Source organism: Streptomyces sp. NPDC029836, assembly GCF_055574495.1.
The window spans coordinates 128,237-145,732 of the sequence record NZ_JBVHZI010000002.1 but is presented as its reverse complement, the minus strand read 5'-3'; the positions used below and the strand labels follow the sequence as shown (position 1 = coordinate 145,732).

The window sequence follows — 17,496 nt, the reverse complement described above, 5'->3', positions numbered from 1 at the left end:
GTTCATGCGGAGGGGAGTATTCCTGCTTTCCTGCTACGGCGTGCCCGTCAATACGGACCACTGCGGATCACCAGCGCAGTCGGACCCGGGGCGTCGGCCCGCGACCTCCAGGTCGTCAGGGTGGAAGAGACCTCCGGCAGCGATGACGCTGACGAAGTGCTGAGCCATCCGCCGGAGGCGTGTTCACCGTGGAAGTTTCCTGGACCCTGTGGGTCCTGACCATTCTTGGTCTGTCCCTGCTCATCGGCGCCGACTTCTTCATCGGCCGCAAACCGCACGACGTTTCGATCAAGGAAGCGGGCACCTGGACGATCGTCTGGATCGTCCTCGCCGCGCTCTTCGGCCTGGGCCTGTGGTTCTTCGGCAACGGTCAGGCCTCGCAGGAGTTCTTCGCGGGCTTCATCACCGAGAAGTCACTGAGCGTCGACAACCTCTTCGTCTTCGTCCTGATCATGGCGAAGTTCGCGGTCCCCTCCCACCTCCAGCAGCGCGTGCTGCTCGTGGGCGTCCTGATCGCCCTGGTGCTGCGCGCGATCTTCATCGCGGCCGGCGCCGCGATCATCGCCAGCTTCTCCTGGGTCTTCTACATCTTCGGCGCGTTCCTGATCTACACCGCGTGGAAGCTGATCCAGGAAGCCCGCAAGGACGAGGACGACGAGGAGTTCGAGGAGAACCGCCTCCTGAAGTCCGTCGAGAAGAAGTTCGGCGTCGCCGACCGCTACCACGGCACGAAGCTCTTCATCCAGAGCAACGGCAAGCGCATCATGACCCCGCTGATGGTCGTCATGCTCGCCATCGGCACCACCGACGTGCTGTTCGCGCTGGACTCGATCCCCGCGATCTTCGGCCTCACCCAGGACCCGTACATCGTCTTCACGGCCAACGCCTTCGCCCTGATGGGTCTGCGCCAGCTGTACTTCCTCATCGGCGGCCTGCTCAAGAAGCTGGTCCACCTCAGCTACGGCCTGTCCGTCATCCTCGGCTTCATCGGCGTCAAGCTCGTGCTGCACGCCCTCCACGAGTCCGGGGTCCACGTCCCGCAGATCTCCATCCCGGTGTCGCTGGGCGTCATCTGCGGTGTCCTGGTGATCACCACGATCACCAGCCTCATCGCCTCGAAGAAGCAGGCGGCGACCGAGGCCGCCGCCGACCCGGAGAGCAAGAGCGTCGACGCCTAGGTCCTGCCCTACGGGGCTACACGGGGGCGGCCGCTTCGGCCGCCCCCGTTTCCGCTCGCGCCGGCAGACCCGCGCCGCCGCGCGGGCCCGTCATCGCCGGGTTCGTCTCCGGCAGCAGCGCGAAGCACCCCAGGCTGACCAGCGCGAGGGCCGTCAGGTACACCGCGACGCCCCAGGGCGGACCCGAACCGTCCGCCAGCGCGGTCGCCACCACGGGCGTCAGCGCCCCGCCCAGCACCCCGCCAAGGTTGTAGCCGACGGCGGCCCCCGTGCAACGGATCCGCGGCGCGTACAGCTCGGGCAGGTACGCGCCCACCACCGCGAACATCGCCACCATCCCCAGCAGCGCGACCGTGCAGCCCAACGTGATCAGCACCGGGTCCGCCGTCCGCAGCAGGGCCACGAAGGGCACCATCCACAGCAGGCTCGCCGCGCAGCCGGCCAGGCACAGCGGTCGGCGCCCCCAGCGGTCGCCGAGCGCCGCCATCACCGGGGTGGCCAGGCCCATCACGAGGACGGCGACCATCACGCAGGCCAGCATCACGGTGCGCTCCACGCGCAGGGCCGTCGTCGCATAGGCCAGGGCCCAGGTGGTGACCGCGTAGAAGACGGCGTACGCGACCGCCAGCGCCCCGCCCGTCAGCAGGATCAGCCGCCAGTGGCCGCGCAGGACCTCGGCCAGCGGCGCCTCGGCCCGCCGGCCGGTCTCGGCGAGCGCGCGGAACTGCGGGGTCTCCTCGACGGAACGGCGCAGCCACAGTCCGGCCAGCGCGAGCAGTCCGGCGGCCCAGAACGGCACCCGCCACCCCCAGGCGGCGAACTGCGCGTCGGTGAGCGAGCCGGACAGCGCCAGCATCAGTCCGTTGGCCGCCAGGAATCCCACGGCCGGGCCGATCTGCGGGAAGCTCGACCACAGCCCCCGCCGGCCCTCCGGGGCGTGCTCGGCGGTCAACAGGACGGCCCCACCCCACTCGCCGCCGAGGCCGAACCCCTGCACGAACCGCAGCAGGACCAGCAGGAGGGGCGCCGCGATGCCGATCGAGGCGTACGAGGGCACGCAGCCGACGGCCACCGTGGCCAGGCCGGTGAGCAGCAGCGAGCCCAGCAGGACCGGGCGGCGTCCGTGGCGGTCGCCGATGTGGCCGAAGACGGCCGAGCCCAGGGGGCGGGCCAGGAAGCCGACGCCGAAGGTGGCGAAGGCGGCGAGGGTGCCGGCGAGCGGCGAGAAGGACGGGAAGAAGAGCGGGCCGAGGACGAGGGCGGCGGCCGTCCCGTAGACGAAGAAGTCGTAGAACTCGATGGCGGTGCCGGCGAGGGCCGCCGAGGCGAGCCTGAGCATCGACGGCGGACCGCCGCTGCCGGTGGGGGAGGGGGGCGGGGAGGGGTGGTGTCGCATGGTGCAGCAACTACCCCACCCCGCACCCCCAGGACATGCGTTCGGGAATCATCGACCGGAAGCAGTGCATCGCCTCACGGCATTGACGCCCGCCGGTGTCCCTGTCCCACAGGTGTGATCGGCCGCGGTCGGCCGGGGACTACCAGCCGCGCTCGCGCCACTCGGCCAGGTGCGGCCGCTCGGCGCCGATGGTGGTGTCGTTGCCGTGGCCCGGGTAGACCCAGGTCTCGTCCGGCAGCTGCTCGAAGAGCTTGTGCTGGACGTCGTCGATGAGCCGGGTGAAGGCCTGCGCGTCGCCGTTCGTGTTTCCGACGCCGCCCGGGAAGAGGCAGTCGCCGGTGAACACGTGCGGGTGGCCGTGCGGGTCGTCGTAGACCAGCGCGATCGAGCCGGGGGTGTGCCCGACCAGGTGGCGCGCGGTCAGCTCGACGCGGCCGACCTTGACCGTGTCCCCGTCCTGGACCGGCACGTCCGTGCCGACGGGGATGCCCTCGGCGTCCAGGGCGCCCGCGTAGGTGCGCGCCCCGGTGGCCTCGACGACCGGCGCGAGCGCGCCCCAGTGGTCGCCGTGCCGGTGGGTGGTGATCACGGACGCGATGCCGTCGTCACCGATCAGGCCGAGCAGCGTGTCCGCCTCGGCGGCCGCGTCGATCAGCAGCTGCTCGCCGGTGGCCCGGCAGCGCAGCAGGTAGGCGTTGTTGTTCATGGGGCCCACCGCGACCTTGGAAATCATCAGGTCCGCGAGTTCGTGCACGTCGGCCGGACCGCCGACCTTGACCGCTCCGCTGTACGTCATGTCCTCGATCCTAAGGGTGCGGGCCCGGGCCGTCCTTTGGTGCCCTACAACGGCGGGAGCTCGGGGAGCCGGGCGCCTTCGAGCACGGTCAGGCGCGCGCCGCGGTCGCCGCGACCGGCGAGCCAGCCGAGCATCGCGTCGCCGCTGCCCGTCAGCACGACGGGCGCGCCCTCGGCGCCACCGGTGCGCCAGGCGGGCGCGGTGTCCCCGGCCCCGAGCCGCAGGGTGACCGGGGGGACGTCGGGGCGGCCGGACCAGCGGTCGGCGAGGAAGGTGATCTCGCGGTCGGTGAACTCCGCCGGGAGGTCGGCGAGCCCGTAGCCGATGTCCAGGTCGACGTGGTGGAGCTCGACCTCGACGAGGCGGCGGAAGGGCACGTTGGCGGCGAGGTCGGTGACGCCGTTGCGCAGCTCGACCGTGCGCGACCAGTCCTGTTCGGGTTCGGCGGTGGCGAGGAAGGCGGACCAGGAATCACGGAGGTCCGTCAGGTGTTCTTCCAGGGGCCGGCCGGAGTCGCGTGCGATGTCCGCGTCGCGCGCCTCGGCGCTCTCGTACATCGGGCGCCCTTCCAGAACGTTGACGAGGGCGTCGGCGTTGCGCGCGAGGTGGGCCAGGATGTGGCCACGGGTCCAGCCGGGGAGGTGTGACTCCTCGGCGAGGGCGGCGTTGTCCAGTTTCGCGACCGCGGTCAGCAGTCGGTCCGTGGCCTCACGTACAGATCGCAGGTCGTGCACATGATCAGTCATGGAACCGAGCCTAGTGGCCCGGGATCCCGGTCCACACGATCGGGTGAAGCGGTCTTCCGAGTGCCGTAAATCGAATGTGCGTGCTATACGCTCGGAAGTCCAAGCACCAAGTCCATCGCAGCGGCGTCCCCCATACCCTGGGACGGGGGCCGTGCCCCCGCTCTCTCAAGAAAGGTGCGGACCGGCGTGACCGACCGTCTCATCGTTCGTGGCGCTCGCGAGCACAACCTCAAGAACGTCTCGCTCGACCTCCCCCGTGATTCGCTCATCGTCTTCACCGGACTCTCCGGTTCGGGGAAGTCCTCCCTCGCCTTCGACACGATCTTCGCCGAGGGGCAGCGCCGCTACGTCGAGTCGCTGTCCTCGTACGCCCGCCAGTTCCTCGGGCAGATGGACAAGCCCGACGTCGACTTCATCGAGGGCCTCTCCCCGGCCGTCTCGATCGACCAGAAGTCGACCTCGCGCAACCCCCGCTCCACGGTCGGCACGATCACGGAGGTCTACGACTACCTCCGCCTGCTCTTCGCCCGCATCGGCAAGCCGCACTGCCCCGAGTGTCGCCGGCCGATCTCGCGGCAGTCGCCGCAGGCGATCGTCGACAAGGTCCTCGCGCTGCCCGAGGGCAGCCGCTTCCAGGTGCTGTCCCCGCTGGTGCGCGAGCGCAAGGGCGAGTTCGTCGACCTCTTCGCCGACCTCCAGACCAAGGGCTACAGCCGGGCGCGGGTGGACGGCGAGACCATCCAGCTGTCCGAGCCGCCGGTGCTGAAGAAGCAGGAGAAGCACACCATCGAGGTGGTCATCGACCGCCTCACCGTCAAGGACGGCGCCAAGCGCCGGCTCACGGACTCCGTCGAGACCGCCCTCGGGCTCGCCGGCGGCATGGTGATCCTGGACTTCGTCGACCTCGCCGAGGACGACCCCGAGCGCGAGCGGATGTTCTCCGAGCACCTCTACTGCCCGTACGACGACCTCTCCTTCGAGGAGCTGGAGCCCCGCTCCTTCTCCTTCAACTCCCCCTTCGGCGCCTGCCCGGAGTGCACGGGCATCGGCACCCGCATGGAGGTCGACCCGGAGCTGATCATTCCGGACGAGGACAAGTCGCTCGAAGAGGGTGCGGTCTCCCCTTGGTCGCTCGGACACACCAAGGACTACTTCCAGCGGCTGATCGGCGCGCTCGCCGGTGAACTCGGCTTCCGGACGGACATCCCCTGGGCCGGGCTGCCGCAGCGCGCCAAGAAGGCCCTGCTCTACGGGCACAAGACGCAGATCGAGGTGCGCTACCGCAACCGGTACGGGCGGGAGCGCGCGTACACGACCGCCTTCGAGGGCGCGGTGCCGTTCGTCAAGCGTCGGCACGCCGAGTCCGAGAGCGACGCCAGCCGCGAGCGCTTCGAGGGCTACATGCGCGAGGTGCCCTGCCCGACCTGTGAGGGCACCCGACTCAAGCCGATCGTCCTCGCGGTGACGGTGATGGAGAAGTCCATCGCCGAGGTCGCCGCGATGTCGATCAGCGAGTGCGCGGACTTCCTGGGCCAGCTGCGGCTCGACGCCCGCGACAAGAAGATCGCCGAGCGGGTCCTCAAGGAGGTCAACGAGCGGCTGCGCTTCCTCGTCGACGTCGGCCTGGACTACCTCTCGCTGAACCGCGCCGCCGGCACCCTGTCGGGCGGCGAGGCCCAGCGCATCCGGCTGGCCACGCAGATCGGCTCCGGTCTGGTCGGCGTGCTGTACGTGCTGGACGAGCCGTCCATCGGCCTGCACCAGCGGGACAACCACCGGCTGATCGAGACGCTGGTGCGCCTGCGGGACATGGGCAACACCCTGATCGTCGTCGAGCACGACGAGGACACCATCAAGGTGGCCGACTGGGTCGTGGACATCGGCCCGGGCGCAGGCGAGCACGGCGGCAAGGTGGTGCACAGCGGTTCCCTGAAGGACCTGCTGAAGAACCCCGAGTCGATGACCGGGCAGTACCTGTCGGGCAAGCGCTCCATCCCGCTGCCGGACATCCGGCGTCCCGTGGACCCGGGGCGCAGGCTGACGGTGCACGGGGCCAAGGAGAACAACCTGCGGGACATCGACGTGTCCTTCCCGCTGGGCGTGCTCACCGCGGTCACCGGCGTCTCGGGCTCCGGCAAGTCGACCCTGGTCAACGACATCCTGTACACGCACCTGGCCCGCGAGCTGAACGGCGCCCGGTCCGTACCGGGTCGTCACACCCGGGTCGAGGGCGACGAACTGGTCGACAAGGTCGTCCACGTCGACCAGTCGCCGATCGGCCGGACCCCGCGGTCCAACCCGGCCACGTACACGGGTGTCTTCGACCACGTGCGCAGGCTCTTCGCCGAGACGATGGAGGCGAAGGTCCGCGGCTACCTGCCGGGGCGCTTCTCCTTCAACGTCAAGGGCGGTCGCTGCGAGAACTGCTCCGGTGACGGCACGATCAAGATCGAGATGAACTTCCTGCCGGACGTCTACGTCCCGTGCGAGGTCTGCCACGGCGCCCGGTACAACCGGGAGACGCTGGAGGTCCACTACAAGGGCAAGTCCATCGCCGAGGTCCTGAACATGCCGATCGAGGAGGCCCTCGGCTTCTTCGAGGCGGTGCCGACCATCGCGCGCCACCTGAAGACGCTCAACGAGGTCGGTCTCGGGTACGTGCGGCTCGGCCAGTCCGCGCCGACGCTGTCGGGCGGCGAGGCGCAGCGCGTCAAGCTGGCGTCCGAGCTGCAGAAGCGCTCGACGGGTCGGACGGTGTACGTCCTGGACGAGCCGACGACCGGTCTGCACTTCGAGGACATCTCGAAGCTGATCAAGGTGCTGTCGGGCCTGGTCGACAAGGGGAACTCGGTGATCGTCATCGAGCACAACCTGGACGTCATCAAGACCGCCGACTGGGTCGTGGACATGGGCCCCGAAGGCGGTTACGGCGGCGGTCTCGTCGTCGCGGAGGGCACCCCCGAGCAGGTCGCGTCGGTGGGCGCCAGCCACACCGGCAAGTTCCTGCGGGACATCCTCGGGGCGGACCGGGTGTCCGACGCCGGGACGCCGATCGCACCGGCCCGCCCCGCGCGGAAGACGGCCGCGAAGAAGGCGACCCCGGCCAAGAAGGCGTCGGCGAGCAAGACGGCGGCGGGCAAGACGGCGGCGTCAAAGACGGCGGCGTCTGCGTCCAAGGTCGCGGCGTCCAAGGCGGCGGCGGGCAAGGCCGCCGCAGCCGAGAAGAAGGCCGCGCCGGCGAAGAAGGCGACGCGCGCCCGCAAGGCGTAGCGCCTGGGCGTGTCACAGGGGGCGGGCCCCCGGCCGTGATGGCCGGGGCCCCGCCCCTGTGGTGCTCCGTGTCGGTGACGGCCGGGAGCCGACGGATCCGCCCCGCCGTCGCCCGTACGGTGTGGGCCGCCATCGGCCGAGCGGCACCGGCCCGGCGCCATCGGCCGCTCGCCGGCGGCCCGGGGCTATCGGCCGGGTCCCAGCTCGGCCGCGTACGGCGGCTCGGCGCCGGCCCGGGTACAGGTCAGGGCCGCCGCGTGGGCGGCGTAGGCCAACAGGTCCGGCCAGTCGGCGTCCGCCGGGTCCGTACCGACGAGCCGGTGCAGCAGCGCCGCGTTGACGGTGTCGCCCGCGCCGATGGTGTCCACGACGGCGACCGGGCGGGCCGAGGCGCTGTGTTCCGCGCCCCCGGCCGTCCACACGGTCAGCCCGGCCGCGCCCCGGGTGAGCACCACGGCCGACGGCCCCGCGGCCAGCCAGTCCGCGGGCCGGCCGCCGAGCCAGGCCGCGTCCTCCTCCGACAGCTTCAGGACGGACACGTACGGCAACCGGGCGAGGAAGCGCTCGCGGTACCCGGCCGGGTCCGCGATCAGCGCCGGGCGGATGTTGGGGTCCATCAGGGTCAGCAGCCCGCGCCCCGACTCCCGCCGCAGCAGGGCGTCGTACGCGCTCGCGCCGGGCTCCAGGACGAGCGAACAGGTGCCGAGCGCGAGGGCCCGTACGCCCGCCGGCAGCGCGGGCGGCAGGGTGAAGAACCGGTCGGCGGTGCCCTCGACGTAGAAGCGGTACGCGGCCGAGCCGTCCGGGGCCAGCGAGGGCACGGCCAAGGTGGTCGGCTCCGGACCGCGTCGCACCAGCGAGAGGTCCACCCCGGCGGCCCGCAGTCCGGCGAGCACGGCCTCGCCGAACCCGTCCGACGACACCCGCGAGCAGAAGGCGACCGCGGCCCCGAGCCGGCCCAGCGCCAGCGCGGTGTTGTACGGGCCGCCGCCGGGTCGCGGCAGCAGGGCGCCCGGCGGCTGCGCGACGGGCACGAGGTCGATCAGGGCTTCTCCACCGACGACGATCACGCGGGGGAAGGTATCCCATCCGGCCCCGGTATCGTCGGGTGGGCCCGCCGGCCCGCCTCGTCGTGAGCTCCGCGGACCGCACCCCCACCGGGCCCGCCCCCGCGGCCGGCCCTCGTACCAGGAGAAACGCATGTCCGCGTCGCAGTCCGCCGCCCGCCGTACCGTGCTCAAGGGCGCCGCCGCGCTCGCCGGGGCCGTCGGCGCCGGAGCGGCCCTGTCGGCGTGCTCCACCGAGACCAACAGCGGCAACGGCAGCCCCGCGGTCCCGCAGGAGCCGGTCGAGCTGGGCGCCGCGTCCGCCGTACCGGTCGGGGGCGCGAAGCTGTTCCGGGAGCGGAAGGTCGTCGTCAGCTGCCCGGCGGAGGGCCAGTACAAGGCGTTCAGCGCCCAGTGCACGCACGCCGGCTGCGTCCTCGACAAGATCGTCGAGGGGGAGGGCAACTGCCCCTGCCACGGCAGCCGGTTCGACCTCGCCACCGGCGAGGTGCTGCGCGGCCCGGCCACCGAACCGCTGCCCGCCGTCCCGGTCAAGGCGGAGAACGGCAAGCTCATCGCCGGCTAGTCGGCCCGCGGTCGTGGCCCGGTGGACCCGCTTCGCTCGGGCACGGCGCCGCGAACCGGCCCGGACGGCCGGTGGCTCGCGGGCTACTCCCAGTCCCAGGCGATCCCGAGGATCCCGCGCCGCACGCCCTGCTCCACCAGGTGCACCGACCGGTGCCGGCCGCTGGGCGTCAGGTCGGACAGGCCGGTACGGGGTGCCAGCGGGCCGGTCCGGGCGAACCGTCGGCAGCGCACCGGCAGGGCCGCCTCGTCGAAGTGGACCTGGAGCATGTACTGGCCGCCCGCGTAGCTGAACCCGCGCACGTACTCGGCGCTCCGCGCCCCCGTGCCGTCCTCGATGCCGTACCCGAAGACGTACGTGTCCCCGCGCCGCAGCCGGGCGTCGAACAGCAGCTCCGCGACCACCACCCCGGCCTCCGGGTGGCAGCGGACCCGGCCCGTCCGGCAGTTCTCGTGCGCCCGGACCTCCACCCGGGAGGCGTCGCAGCCCGGATCGCCGTGGTGGACGGCCAAGTAACGGTCGACGCCGTCGCGGTGCGCGCGGACGATCTGCTGCGAGGCGCGGCGGCGCAGTTCGCCGTCCGCCCCGATGCGGACCCGCTCGTGGTGGCCGACCGAGTGCAGGCCCCCGTCGGCGGGCAGTTCCAGGCCGTCGAGCAACTGTTCCACCGCCGCCCCCACGCTCACCAGGGCCCGGTACGGGCGGGCCGCCGGTCGGCCGGGGCCGCCCGGGGAGCCCTCAGGGGCGGCCAGCAGCCGTAGCAGCGCGCCGTTCGGCAGTTCCAGGATCTGCTCCAGCGCGGACACCGCCCGCAGCGACTCCGGGTGGCGCGGCCGCCGAGCCCCTTGCTGCCAGTAACTCAGGCTGGTGACGCCCACCTTGATGCCGCGGGCGGCGAGCCGGTGCTGCACCCGGTGCAGGGGCAGCCCGCGCGCCGCCAGGGCGGCGCGCAGGGCGAGGTGGAAGGGGCCGCCGCGCAACAACGGGCCCAACGGGCCGCTCTCCGCCGAGGCCGTCGTGCCCGCCGCGTCCGTCGGCCCGGACGGCCCGGACGGCCCGGACGGCCCGGACGTGGCGGATGGACCGGCCGTGGCGGGCGTGGCGGGCGGGTGGGTCGAACCGGTCGCGCGGGGCACGCCTGCGGTGCCTGCGGTGCCTGCCGCACCCGCCGTGCTTGCCGTGTCGCCGGTCGGGCGCATGGCGACTCCTCTGTGAACGTTCACATCCGCCGACGTGGGGGCCGTCGGGCGGCGCGGGGGAGAGCAGGTGGAACCACAGCAACCGTTCACACCACAGCCCCACCGTTCACACCGCGACGTCACCGCGTATTGAAGCCTGTTGACCTGATCGCGACAACACCCTGATGCTCCTCCACAGCGTCCGGACGCGCTCCCCCCCCACTTCCCACCTCGGGTCCCCACCTCGGGAGGAACGCGATGCGCAAGCACAACAGACGGTTGTCCCTGGCCGCCCTCGTCTCCGCCCTGCTCCTCGTCCTGCTGCCGATCGGTTCCGGCTCCGCCGCCGCGGCCGGCCCCGGTACGGACACCACGAGCGCCGCCCTCGCCACCAAGCGCCTGAACATCACCATGCAGGCGCAGCTCAAGACCAACTGGTGCTGGGCCGCCGGCGGCAACACCATCGCCGGTTGGTTCGGCCGCGACTACAGCCAGAACCAGTTCTGCAACGCCGCCTTCAACCGCCAACAGGGCACCGAGTGCCCCAACAACCAGGCCACCCTCGGCAACGTCCAGACCGGCCTGCGCTGGGCCGGCGTCAATCCCGGCAGCTACGTGACGGGCTGGCTCCAGTACTCCACCGTGCAGGGCGAGATCAACGCCAACCGCCCCATCGAGACCCGCATCCAGTGGTCCAACGGAGGCGGCCACATGCACGTGCTCTACGGCTACGACACCGCCAACAGCTGGGTCTACTGGGGCGACCCCTGGCCCTCCAGCGACCGCTACAACTGGGCTTCCCACGCCTGGTACGTCAACAACAACACCTTCTCCTGGACCCACTCCCTCTACCGGATCGGGGCGTGACCGCCATGACCCCCGCACCCCAGGCGCGGGCCCACGCGCAGCGACCCCGGCCCGTACGCCGCGTCACCGTGGCGGCGCTCGCCGCCACCGCCGTGCTCACCCTCGCCGGGCAGGCCGCCGCCGCCCCCGTCCCCCAGCCCCCGACCGCCGGCGCCGAGGTCCGGGCGCAGGCCCGGGCGGCGGCCTCCGACCCCGCGACCCTGGCCACCCTCTCCCGGTTCTTCGCCCGTGAGGGCAAGGTGTCGCTCGCGGCGGCGCAGCCCCGGATCGAGGGCGAGACCGTCCCCGTCCACCACCTCTCCCCGGACTTCGTCGCGGGCCGGGCCGGCGCCGGCGTGGCCCGCCTGGAGTTCCTCGCGACCAAGGCGGTGTCCTCGGACGGCCAACAGGCCGCCCTGTGGACCGCGCGCACGGAGAGCGGCTGGCAGGTGGTGAACATCGCCACCGGCGACGACGAGTTCCGCTACGTCGGACTCGGCGCCGCGAAACTCCCCGGCGGGACCGTCTTCCGCGAACCCCAGACCGACGCCTGGTTCGTCGCCCGGGACAGCCGCGTGCTGCCGCTGGACGAGGACGCCGTGCGGGCCGTCGGCGAGGCCGGCACCAGCCTGGACGCCTACCGGGCCCGGGTCACCCGGGCGTACGGGGACAAGCTGCCCGGCTCCGCCTACGCCCGCGACGGCAAGGCCGGCGGCTTCGAGGACCCGACCGCGCTGCCCCCGGCGGCGCAACCCCCGGCAGCGCAGCCCGGCGCCGGGCCGCTCGCCGCTAGCCCGCTCGCCGCCCCGGCCGCCGCTGCCGCGCCGGCACCCCGCACGCCGGTGACCCCGCTCGCCTGGGGAGCGGGCGCCGGCCTGGCCCTCGCCGCCCTGGGCGCGCTGTTCCTGAGCCGCCGCCGCACCCCGACCCGGGCCTGACCCACGACCCGGGCCTGACCCCGGCCCGACCCCGGCCCGGGCCCGACCCCGGCCCTGGCCCGACCCCGGCCCGGGCCTGACCCCGACCCCGCGGGATCCGCCCCGCAGGGCCTGCCTCCCCACAGGGCGGGCCCTGACCGCCCGTCCGCGGGACCCGGCCGCCTCCCACGGCCGGGTCCCGCGGCCGACCGCCCGGGCGACCCCGGCGACCCCGGATCCGCCGCGTCCGCCCGTCCGCCGACGCCCGCCCGCCGGCTCCGTACGGACGGCGTACGGCCCGTTGTCGGTGCGCGCCAGTAGGGTGGGCGGCATGGCCGACCCTTCCAGCTACCGCCCCAAACCCGGGCAGGTCCCCGACTCCCCGGGGGTCTACAAGTTCCGCGACGAGCACCGCCGGGTGATCTACGTCGGGAAGGCCAAGAGCCTGCGCCAACGGCTCGCCAGCTACTTCCAGGACGTCGCGAACCTGCACCCGCGCACCGCCACCATGGTCACGACGGCCGCCTCCGTCGAGTGGACGGTGGTCTCCACCGAGGTCGAGGCGCTCCAGCTCGAATACTCCTGGATCAAGGAGTTCGACCCCCGGTTCAACGTCAAGTACCGGGACGACAAGAGCTACCCCTCCCTCGCCGTCACCATGAACGAGCAGTACCCGCGCGTCCAGGTGATGCGCGGCCCCAAGAAGAAGGGCGTGCGCTACTTCGGCCCGTACGGGCACGCCTGGGCCATCCGCGAGACGGTCGACCTGATGCTGCGGGTCTTCCCCGTCCGGACGTGCTCCGCGGGGGTGTTCAAGCGGTCCGCGCAGATCGGCCGCCCCTGTCTGCTCGGCTACATCGGCAAGTGCTCGGCGCCCTGCGTCGGCCGGGTCACCCCGGAGGAGCACCGCGAACTCGCCGAGGACTTCTGCGACTTCATCGCCGGCCGCACCGGCACCTACCTGTCCCGCCTCGAAGCGAGCATGCACGAGGCCGCCGAGGAGATGGAGTACGAGAAGGCCGCCCGGCTGCGCGACGACATCGGGGCGCTGCGCCGGGCCATGGAGAAGAACGCCGTGGTCCTCGCGGACGCCACCGACGCCGACCTGATCGCCGTCGCCGAGGACGAGCTCGAAGCCGCAGTGCAGATCTTCCACGTACGGGGCGGGCGCGTCCGCGGCCAGCGCGGCTGGGTCACCGACAAGGTGGAGGCCGTGGACACCGCCGGCCTCGTCGAGCACGCCCTCCAGCAGCTCTACGGCGAGGAGAAGGGCGAGGCCGTCCCCAAGGAGGTGCTGGTCCCGGCGCTGCCGGAGGACACACCCGCGCTGAACGAGTGGTTGGCCGAGCGCCGCGGCTCCCAGGTGAGCCTGCGCATCCCGCAGCGCGGGGACAAGAAGGCCCTCATGGAGACCGTCCACCGCAATGCCCAGCAGTCCCTCGCCCTGCACAAGACCAAGCGCGCCGGCGACCTCACCACCCGCTCCCGGGCCCTGGAGGAGATCGCCGAGGCCCTGGAGCTCGACGGCGCCCCGCTGCGCATCGAATGCTTCGACATCTCCCACCTGCAGGGCGACGACGTCGTGGCCTCCATGGTCGTCTTCGAGGACGGGCTCGCACGCAAGAGCGAGTACCGCCGCTTCCAGATGAAGACCTTCGAGGGGCAGGACGACGTCCGCTCCATGCACGAGGTGGTCTCCCGGCGCTTCCGCCGCTACCTCCAGGAGAAGCTGAGGACGGGGGAGTGGTCTCCCGAGGACGGCCGGGCCGCGCAGGTCGCCCAGCACCCCGAGGACCTCCAGGACGCGCGGGACGGCGAGGTCCCGGCCGAGGACGACGGCAGGCCCCGCCGCTTCGCCTACCCGCCGCAGCTCGTCGTGGTCGACGGCGGGAAACCGCAGGTCGCCGCCGCCAAGCGGGCCCTGGAGGAGCTCGGCGTCGACGACGTGGCCGTGTGCGGGCTGGCCAAGCGGCTGGAGGAGGTGTGGCTGCCCGGCGAGGACGACCCGGTCGTCCTGCCCCGCACCAGCGAGGGCCTCTACCTGCTCCAGCGGGTCCGTGACGAAGCCCACCGCTTCGCCATCCAGTACCAGCGCAGCAAGCGGGCCAAGCGGCTGAAGTCCGGGCCGCTCGACGAGGTGCCCGGCCTCGGGGAGAGCCGCAAGCACGCCCTGATCAAGCACTTCGGTTCGGTGAAGAAGCTGAGACAGGCGACAATCGACCAGATCTGCGAGGTCCCGGGCATAGGTCGCAAGACCGCCGAGACCGTGGCCGCGGCCCTCGCGCAGGCGGTACCCGCCGGTCCTGCCGTCAATACGGCGACAGGAGAGATCATGGAGGACGAGACCCCCGCACCAGCGGGAGCACCGTCCGAACGGGGGACCGAGCAATGACCGAGCACGAGTCCGAACGCAAGACCGAGCACGACCGAGACGGAGCACAGGTGAGTACGGGCACGACCGTGGAGCCCGGCGACAACGCCGAGGCGGCCATCCCCGAACTGGTGATCATCTCCGGCATGTCCGGAGCCGGCCGCAGCACGGCGGCCAAGTGCCTGGAGGACCTCGGCTGGTTCGTCGTCGACAACCTGCCGCCCGCGCTGATCCCCACCATGGTGGAGCTCGGCGCCCGCTCCCAGGGCAACGTGGCGCGGATCGCCGTCGTCGTCGACGTACGCGGCCGCCAGTTCTTCGACGCGCTGCGCGAGTCGCTCTCCGACCTCGACAGCAAGGGCGTCAACCGGCGCATCGTCTTCCTGGAGTCCTCCGACGACGCCCTGGTCCGCCGCTTCGAGTCGGTCCGCCGCCCGCACCCCCTCCAGGGCGACGGCCGCATCACCGACGGCATCGCCGCCGAGCGTGACCTGCTGCGCGAACTGCGCGGCGACGCCGACCTGGTCATCGACACCTCCAGCCTGAACGTGCACGAACTGCGCGCCAAGATGGACGCCCAGTTCGCGGGCGACGAGGAGCCCGAACTGCGGGCCACCGTCATGTCCTTCGGCTACAAGTACGGCCTGCCCGTGGACGCCGACCTCGTCGTCGACTGTCGCTTCATCCCCAACCCGCACTGGGTCCCGGAGCTGCGCCCCTTCACCGGGCTCAACGAGGAGGTGTCGGGGTACGTCTTCAGCCAGCCCGGCGCCAAGGAGTTCCTCGACCGCTACACCGAGCTGCTCCAGCTCATCGCCACCGGCTACCGCCGCGAGGGCAAGCGGTACGTGACGATCGCGGTCGGCTGCACGGGCGGCAAGCACCGCAGCGTGGCCATGTCCGAGAAGCTCGCCGCCCGCCTCGCCTCCGAGGGAGTCGAGACCGTCGTCGTCCACCGGGACATGGGGCGCGAGTGACCGGACGGACCCTGCGGCTGCGCCGCCTGCGCCGCTCCGCCCCCGCGGGCGAAGAGGGCGCGGGCCGCACCGGCCGCCGCGGCGCGGCGCCCAAGGTGGTCGCCCCCAAGGTCGTCGCCCTGGGCGGCGGCATGGGGCTGTCGGCCTCCCTCGCCGCGCTGCGCCGGATCACCGGCGAGCTCACCGCGGTGGTCACCGTCGCCGACGACGGCGGCTCCAGCGGCCGACTCCGGGAGGAGCTCGGCGTCCTGCCGCCCGGCGACCTGCGCAAGGCCCTGGCCGCGCTGTGCGGGGACGACGAGTGGGGCCAGACCTGGTCCCGCGTCATCCAACACCGCTTCCAGTCGCGGGGCGACCTGCACGAACACGCGGTCGGCAACCTGCTGATCGTCGCCCTGTGGGAACAGCTCGGCGACCCCGTCCAGGCCCTCGACCTGGTCGGGAAACTCCTGGGCGCCCAGGGCCGCGTGCTGCCGATGTCGGCGGTGCCCCTGGAACTCCAGGCGCTGGTCAAGGGGCACGATCCGGCCCGCCCGGAGGACGTCGACACCGTCCGGGGGCAGGCCACGGTGGCCCTCACCCCGGGCGAGGTGCTCTCCGTGCAGGTCGTGCCGCGTGACCCGCCGGCCGTGCCGGAGGCCGTCGCCGCGGTGCTCGACGCCGACTGGGTGGTGCTCGGTCCGGGGTCCTGGTTCTCGTCCGTCATTCCGCACCTGTTGGTACCGGAACTGCTCGACGCGCTGGTGCAGACGAAGGCGAGACGGGTGCTGTCGCTGAACCTCGCGCCGCAGCCCGGCGAAACAGAAGGCTTCTCTCCGCAGCGTCATTTGGAGGTTTTGGCCCGACACGCCCCTAAACTCGCCCTGGACGTGGTGCTGGCCGACGAGGCCGCCGTGCCCGATCGCGAGTCCCTCGCCGATGCCGCAAAACGGTTCGGTGCCGCGGTCGAGCTGGCGCCGGTGGCCCGACAGGACGGCTCTCCGAAACACGACCCGGAGCTGCTGGCCGCCGCGTACGACCGTATTTTTCGGATGCATGGAAGGATCGGCCCATGGCGATGACGCCCGCGGTGAAGGATGAGATCTCTCGCCTGCCCGTCACCCGGACCTGCTGCAGGAAGGCGGAGGTCTCGGCGATCCTTCGGTTCGCGGGCGGCCTGCACCTGGTGAGCGGCCGCATCGTCATCGAGGCGGAACTCGACACCGGGATCGCCGCGCGCCGGCTGCGCAAGGACATCCTGGAGATCTTCGGACACTCCTCGGACCTGGTCGTGATGGCCCCGGGCGGTCTGCGCCGGGGCAGCCGCTTCGTCGTACGGGTCGTGGCGGGCGGCGACCAGCTGGCACGTCAGACGGGCCTCGTCGACGGTCGTGGCCGGCCCATCCGGGGCCTGCCCCCGCAGGTGGTCTCCGGGGCCACCTGTGACGCGGAGGCGGCCTGGCGCGGTGCTTTCCTCGCCCACGGCTCCCTCACCGAACCGGGCCGTTCCTCCTCCCTGGAGGTCACCTGCCCCGGACCGGAGGCCGCCCTCGCCCTGGTCGGCGCCGCCCGCCGGCTGTCCATCGCCGCCAAGGCCCGGGAGGTGCGCGGCGTGGACCGGGTCGTGGTCCGCGACGGCGACGCCATCGGCGCCCTCCTCACCCGCCTCGGCGCCCACGAGTCGGTGCTGGCCTGGGAGGAGCGGCGGATGCGGCGCGAGGTCCGCGCCACCGCCAACCGGCTCGCGAACTTCGACGACGCCAACCTGCGCCGCTCGGCGCGGGCCGCGGTGGCCGCCGGAGCCCGGGTGCAGCGCGCCCTGGAGATCCTGGCCGACGAGGTCCCCGAGCACCTCGCCGCCGCCGGTCGGCTGCGCATGGAGCACAAGCAGGCCTCCCTGGAGGAACTGGGCGCCCTGGCCGACCCGCCGCTGACCAAGGACGCGGTCGCCGGCCGGATCCGTCGCCTCCTGGCGATGGCCGACAAGCGGGCCCAGGACCTCGGCATCCCGGGCACCGAATCCAACCTCGACCTCAGCGAGGAACTGGCCGACAACATGTCGGTCTGACCCGCCCCCGCCCGTACGCCACAAGGGGCCCGCACGCTCACCCGTGCGGGCCCCTTCGCGGTACGCCCCATTGACATGAGCACGGGCCGCTCGTGAGCCTGGCGTCCGCACGCTTTCGTGGCAGACGACGCCCAGGGGGGCA

At 72.5% G+C, this 17,496-nt stretch carries 14 protein-coding genes; 9 read left to right on the top strand and 5 right to left on the bottom strand.

What is annotated here, in order from left to right:
- Positions 1-188 precede the first annotated feature (188 nt).
- Complete coding sequence (locus ACZ4XJ_RS06430; protein WP_362878705.1) at positions 189-1,178, top strand: TerC family protein; 990 nt, start codon at positions 189-191, stop codon at positions 1,176-1,178.
- Positions 1,179-1,194: 16 nt separating this feature from the next.
- Here the strand turns inward: ACZ4XJ_RS06430 and ACZ4XJ_RS06425 are convergent, their stop codons facing one another.
- The 3 genes from ACZ4XJ_RS06425 to ACZ4XJ_RS06415 form a co-directional block, all read right to left on the bottom strand.
- A complete protein-coding gene (locus tag ACZ4XJ_RS06425; RefSeq protein WP_468495922.1) occupies positions 1,195-2,517 on the bottom strand; it encodes an MFS transporter in 1,323 nt (440 codons plus the stop codon).
- A gap of 196 nt (positions 2,518-2,713) precedes the next feature.
- Positions 2,714-3,370 (bottom strand): MBL fold metallo-hydrolase, encoded by a 657-nt coding sequence (locus ACZ4XJ_RS06420; protein ID WP_362878703.1) that lies wholly within the window; start codon positions 3,368-3,370, stop codon positions 2,714-2,716.
- A gap of 44 nt (positions 3,371-3,414) precedes the next feature.
- Positions 3,415-4,116: a maleylpyruvate isomerase family mycothiol-dependent enzyme gene (locus ACZ4XJ_RS06415; protein WP_468495511.1), complete on the bottom strand. Its 702-nt coding sequence runs from the start codon at positions 4,114-4,116 to the stop codon at positions 3,415-3,417.
- A gap of 186 nt (positions 4,117-4,302) precedes the next feature.
- On the opposite strand from ACZ4XJ_RS06415, the gene uvrA reads away from it, so the two are divergent.
- Positions 4,303-7,386 (top strand): excinuclease ABC subunit UvrA, encoded by a 3,084-nt coding sequence (gene uvrA / locus ACZ4XJ_RS06410; protein ID WP_468495510.1) that lies wholly within the window; start codon positions 4,303-4,305, stop codon positions 7,384-7,386.
- Between the two features lie 185 nt (positions 7,387-7,571).
- On the opposite strand, the gene ACZ4XJ_RS06405 is transcribed toward uvrA, so the two are convergent.
- Positions 7,572-8,456, bottom strand: a complete 885-nt coding sequence (locus ACZ4XJ_RS06405) for a carbohydrate kinase family protein (protein WP_362878699.1) — start codon at positions 8,454-8,456, stop codon at positions 7,572-7,574.
- A 130-nt stretch (positions 8,457-8,586) separates the two neighbouring features.
- Here ACZ4XJ_RS06405 and ACZ4XJ_RS06400 point away from each other — a divergent pair, with 130 nt between their 5' ends.
- Positions 8,587-9,018: a Rieske (2Fe-2S) protein gene (locus tag ACZ4XJ_RS06400; RefSeq protein WP_468495509.1), complete on the top strand. Its 432-nt coding sequence runs from the start codon at positions 8,587-8,589 to the stop codon at positions 9,016-9,018.
- Positions 9,019-9,101: 83 nt separating this feature from the next.
- On the opposite strand, the gene ACZ4XJ_RS06395 is transcribed toward ACZ4XJ_RS06400, so the two are convergent.
- Positions 9,102-10,217 carry a hypothetical protein gene (locus tag ACZ4XJ_RS06395; RefSeq protein ID WP_468495508.1) on the bottom strand — a complete coding sequence of 372 codons (1,116 nt, stop codon included), beginning with the start codon at positions 10,215-10,217 and terminating at the stop codon, positions 9,102-9,104.
- 237 nt (positions 10,218-10,454) lie between these two features.
- Between ACZ4XJ_RS06395 and ACZ4XJ_RS06390 the strand changes: the two genes are divergently transcribed.
- The 6 genes from ACZ4XJ_RS06390 to whiA all read left to right on the top strand — a co-directional run bounded on the left by ACZ4XJ_RS06390 (position 10,455) and on the right by whiA (position 17,354).
- Complete coding sequence (locus tag ACZ4XJ_RS06390; RefSeq protein WP_362878694.1) at positions 10,455-11,063, top strand: papain-like cysteine protease family protein; 609 nt, start codon at positions 10,455-10,457, stop codon at positions 11,061-11,063.
- A 5-nt stretch (positions 11,064-11,068) separates the two neighbouring features.
- The gene (locus ACZ4XJ_RS06385; protein ID WP_468495921.1) at positions 11,069-11,980 is read left to right on the top strand and encodes a hypothetical protein; all 912 of its coding nucleotides are present in this window, start codon (positions 11,069-11,071) and stop codon (positions 11,978-11,980) included.
- A gap of 310 nt (positions 11,981-12,290) precedes the next feature.
- A complete protein-coding gene (uvrC, locus tag ACZ4XJ_RS06380) occupies positions 12,291-14,351 on the top strand; it encodes an excinuclease ABC subunit UvrC (protein ID WP_362878691.1) in 2,061 nt (686 codons plus the stop codon).
- Positions 14,348-15,307 carry an RNase adapter RapZ gene (rapZ, locus tag ACZ4XJ_RS06375; protein ID WP_362878690.1) on the top strand — a complete coding sequence of 320 codons (960 nt, stop codon included), beginning with the start codon at positions 14,348-14,350 and terminating at the stop codon, positions 15,305-15,307. Before uvrC ends, rapZ begins: the two co-directional genes overlap by 4 nt.
- Positions 15,304-16,368: a gluconeogenesis factor YvcK family protein gene (locus ACZ4XJ_RS06370; RefSeq protein ID WP_362878688.1), complete on the top strand. Its 1,065-nt coding sequence runs from the start codon at positions 15,304-15,306 to the stop codon at positions 16,366-16,368. The genes rapZ and ACZ4XJ_RS06370 overlap by 4 nt, the downstream gene beginning before the upstream one ends.
- Positions 16,359-17,354, top strand: coding sequence for a DNA-binding protein WhiA (whiA, locus tag ACZ4XJ_RS06365; RefSeq protein WP_362878686.1), 996 nt, complete (start codon positions 16,359-16,361; stop codon positions 17,352-17,354). Before ACZ4XJ_RS06370 ends, whiA begins: the two co-directional genes overlap by 10 nt.
- Positions 17,355-17,496: the final 142 nt, after the last annotated feature.

What these genes read in the sequence shown, in the direction of transcription:
- ACZ4XJ_RS06395 (WP_468495508.1), bottom strand. Translation starts at nt 10,217, where the DNA reads ATGCGCCCGACCGGCGACACGGCAAGCACGGCGGGTGCGGCAGGCACC.
- ACZ4XJ_RS06400 (WP_468495509.1), top strand. Translation starts at nt 8,587, where the DNA reads ATGTCCGCGTCGCAGTCCGCCGCCCGCCGTACCGTGCTCAAGGGCGCC.
- ACZ4XJ_RS06420 (WP_362878703.1), bottom strand. Translation starts at nt 3,370, where the DNA reads ATGACGTACAGCGGAGCGGTCAAGGTCGGCGGTCCGGCCGACGTGCAC.
- rapZ (WP_362878690.1), top strand. Translation starts at nt 14,348, where the DNA reads ATGACCGAGCACGAGTCCGAACGCAAGACCGAGCACGACCGAGACGGA.
- uvrC (WP_362878691.1), top strand. Translation starts at nt 12,291, where the DNA reads ATGGCCGACCCTTCCAGCTACCGCCCCAAACCCGGGCAGGTCCCCGAC.
- ACZ4XJ_RS06390 (WP_362878694.1), top strand. Translation starts at nt 10,455, where the DNA reads ATGCGCAAGCACAACAGACGGTTGTCCCTGGCCGCCCTCGTCTCCGCC.
- ACZ4XJ_RS06415 (WP_468495511.1), bottom strand. Translation starts at nt 4,116, where the DNA reads ATGACTGATCATGTGCACGACCTGCGATCTGTACGTGAGGCCACGGAC.
- whiA (WP_362878686.1), top strand. Translation starts at nt 16,359, where the DNA reads ATGGCGATGACGCCCGCGGTGAAGGATGAGATCTCTCGCCTGCCCGTC.
- ACZ4XJ_RS06385 (WP_468495921.1), top strand. Translation starts at nt 11,069, where the DNA reads ATGACCCCCGCACCCCAGGCGCGGGCCCACGCGCAGCGACCCCGGCCC.
- ACZ4XJ_RS06425 (WP_468495922.1), bottom strand. Translation starts at nt 2,517, where the DNA reads ATGCTCAGGCTCGCCTCGGCGGCCCTCGCCGGCACCGCCATCGAGTTC.